Here is a 2592-nt window from a genome sequence, read left to right as displayed (position 1 = left end):
AAAGATACCATCTTTTTCGATAGCAAAACGGCGTTAGCCATTTTGCGGACAGAGGTGACTTGTGTGCCCGGATGGCCAACTGTTACCTCTGTTTATTTCACGGGCGTGCCTGTGTGGGGGACTGAATTGTTACATCGGATAGCCCAAATCCTTAATAAGTACTAATAGATATAGTTGTCGCACTATCTCTTCGGGAGTGGCTTTAATTTCCTTTTTGCGCACAGAGCATGTAAAATAGTAATCATACCCTTTTTTTGTCTGCCGTTCTATTAAACGACCTTCCAACTCAGAAATTTGAGAATCAGTAAATAGGCTGAGTTCATATTCAGACCCCTTGATTATATCTGTCAGTCTCATGTATTACGTGCTTGGTTCTATTTAAGTTTATTGGGTACAAGAAGCTCTCGAACATCAATATCCAAAATCTCGGCTATTTGATATAGTATGTGGATGGGTGGCTGGACTCTGTTTGTAGTATATAGATTGACCATATTAAAGGTTTTTCCGAGTCTGCTTGCCAACTCTGTTTGGCTAATACCCTTTGCATTTAATACTTCCTTAATTCGATTCATACAAGCTTCATCTTGTTTAACGAGTGCAAAAGTACAAAATTTTATTTGGTAAACGAGGGCTTTACTGAATAAAATTTACTATCTTTGCAACCGTATAACGAATTATGTAGGAATGGTTATTGAATATGGAAATTCCAAAGAGGTCAAATGTTATCGGGATTTTGTACTGAATCCCGATAATCGTAGTACATCCAGAGCTTTTTCTAAAACTTTTGGAGTCAATCTTATGGAGCCTGCTAAAAAGCTCCATGACCGCTTAAGAAAATACGATTCGGCTGGTGCATACAACGCTATATATGGGCGAACAGATAATCGGATAGAGATAAAACAAGGGTGTGGAAAGAAGGAACCTTTGATTTTGAAAGTTCGTGTAGGTCGAGGACCAAGAAAATTCTTTAACCATATCATAGATGATGAAAGAAACCTATTTTTGACTCAAGATTGGAAAGGGGATTTCAATTCCATAATAACTATATACGTTATTGCAGTAAATAACCACGATTATAATAACATATAAATATGGCTGCACTTGAAAAAATACCCGTATTAAACCCTTTGACATTGCGTAATACTGTTGGGGGGGAACTTGCTGATATATTTGAGGCTCGCGGCATTGAGAATTTCGAAAAACTTATCGGCATTGAAGAGTTAAGGAGTAAGGAACGTTTATCTAATAAGGTTCTGAAAAAAGCGGCTGAGATATTAGTCGCTCCCAATATCGTGGAATACTTGACTGATTTTCAGAAAGAGTACTTAGAAGAAAAGCCACGATACATGGCTAATTATACCCAAGCAAAAAAAACATATACCAAACTAAAAAAAGTAGTTCCTTTACTTAGGGGTGAATTTACTGAAGGATATGATATCCTTGATGATATCCTTGATTTCTTTGGAGTAGATTCAGAAAAAGAAATCTTTGAAACATCAGAGAAGCAAGCTGCGTTGTTCCGCACTCAAAACAAAATGGAAGTCGATTCTATTAATCTCCATGCCTGGCTACGTCGTGGTGAGCTTGATTTCAAGGTACTCAATCTCTCCGATTATGATGAAAAAGGATTAATGGATTGGATTGAGGCAAGAGAATGGATGCCTCATATTGAGGATGTTGATTATTTCAAATCATTACCTTCAATATTTTCTCGTTTTGGTGTGGGGTTAGTCTTTGTTCCGTCATTACCTAAAACAGTTTATGGGGCAATACGCTGGATCAATGATAAGCCGCTAATTCAGATTTCTGACAGAGGACATGACCTTATATCTTGTTGGTTTACCTTGTTTCATGAATTAGGTCATGTGATAAAGCATAAAAACGTGGAGATTTATGAAGGTGGCATAAACGAATCAAAAGCTAAACAGAATAAGAGGGAAAGGGAGGCGAATAAATTCGCTAATGAGTACCTATTTAATGGCGATAGTTTGCGAAAAGCAGTATTTGACCGCAAATGCATAGGTCAATTCATGTCTGCTAATTCGTTGGCAGAAGAATTTAACGTACAGCCAATATTTGCCTCATATTGGCTGTTGAAAGCGCAATATGCACCAGCTTTCCAGCGTAGAATACAAATAGACTTTACATCACAATACCAATAATATAAGAACGGCATCTATGGAATCTCAATTGGAAAGCAATTTAAGATTGTTACTCAATTCTAAATTGGAAGCTTTAGAAAAATATCTTGAAGCAGATGTCCTAGTGTATTATGGTCCTATTGGTAATTTGAATGAAAATGTGTTCTTGAAATTAGTAGAAGAACTGGCTCAAAATGCGAACCATCATAATACGCTCTATATATTACTAACGACAACAGGAGGTAGTGCCATAACGGTAGAACGCTATATTAATATAATAAGGTATCACTATTCAGAAGTACATTTTATTGTGCCTGATTACGCAGTAAGCGTCCAAGCACAGCCTGAGTAAAACCGACTACATTCGCGGCTGTAACATTAATCTTGATAAATTATGTATTACAGCAACGAAGATTTTGAAAACTTTTACATTCGCTACAAGGCGGAGGGT

5 protein-coding genes are annotated in these 2592 nt (G+C 37.0%); 3 read left to right on the top strand and 2 right to left on the bottom strand.

Translation table 11 applies throughout. From position 1 onward, the window contains the following. Positions 1 to 129: 129 nt before the first annotated feature. Together G7Y39_RS13235 and G7Y39_RS13230 are read right to left on the bottom strand one after the other, a co-directional pair. Complete coding sequence (locus G7Y39_RS13235) at positions 130 to 357, bottom strand: hypothetical protein (protein ID WP_206225177.1); 228 nt, start codon at positions 355 to 357, stop codon at positions 130 to 132. Positions 358 to 374: 17 nt separating this feature from the next. Continuing rightward, the gene (locus G7Y39_RS13230; RefSeq protein WP_165157902.1) at positions 375 to 572 is read right to left on the bottom strand and encodes a helix-turn-helix domain-containing protein; all 198 of its coding nucleotides are present in this window, start codon (positions 570 to 572) and stop codon (positions 375 to 377) included. 112 nt (positions 573 to 684) lie between these two features. Here G7Y39_RS13230 and G7Y39_RS13225 point away from each other — a divergent pair, with 112 nt between their 5' ends. The 3 genes from G7Y39_RS13225 to G7Y39_RS13215 are packed head-to-tail and all read left to right on the top strand — an operon-like array spanning position 685 to position 2493. Further along, on the top strand, positions 685 to 1089 hold the full coding sequence (locus G7Y39_RS13225; protein WP_165157901.1) for a hypothetical protein: 405 nt from the start codon (positions 685 to 687) through the stop codon (positions 1087 to 1089). Positions 1090 to 1091: 2 nt separating this feature from the next. After that, a complete protein-coding gene (locus G7Y39_RS13220) occupies positions 1092 to 2162 on the top strand; it encodes an ImmA/IrrE family metallo-endopeptidase (protein ID WP_165157900.1) in 1071 nt (356 codons plus the stop codon). 16 nt (positions 2163 to 2178) lie between these two features. Then, positions 2179 to 2493, top strand: coding sequence for a hypothetical protein (locus G7Y39_RS13215; RefSeq protein WP_165157899.1), 315 nt, complete (start codon positions 2179 to 2181; stop codon positions 2491 to 2493). The last annotated feature ends 99 nt before the right edge of the window (positions 2494 to 2592 follow it).

This window comes from Parabacteroides sp. ZJ-118, assembly GCF_011038785.1.
Lineage (GTDB): Bacteria > Bacteroidota > Bacteroidia > Bacteroidales > Tannerellaceae > Parabacteroides.
This window is presented reverse-complemented; position numbering and strand designations above follow the sequence as displayed.

Coding starts and splice junctions, on each gene's coding strand:
- G7Y39_RS13235 (WP_206225177.1), bottom strand. CDS start 357: ATGAGACTGACAGATATAATCAAGGGGTCTGAATATGAACTCAGCCTA.
- G7Y39_RS13220 (WP_165157900.1), top strand. CDS start 1,092: ATGGCTGCACTTGAAAAAATACCCGTATTAAACCCTTTGACATTGCGT.
- G7Y39_RS13225 (WP_165157901.1), top strand. CDS start 685: ATGGTTATTGAATATGGAAATTCCAAAGAGGTCAAATGTTATCGGGAT.
- G7Y39_RS13230 (WP_165157902.1), bottom strand. CDS start 572: ATGAATCGAATTAAGGAAGTATTAAATGCAAAGGGTATTAGCCAAACA.
- G7Y39_RS13215 (WP_165157899.1), top strand. CDS start 2,179: ATGGAATCTCAATTGGAAAGCAATTTAAGATTGTTACTCAATTCTAAA.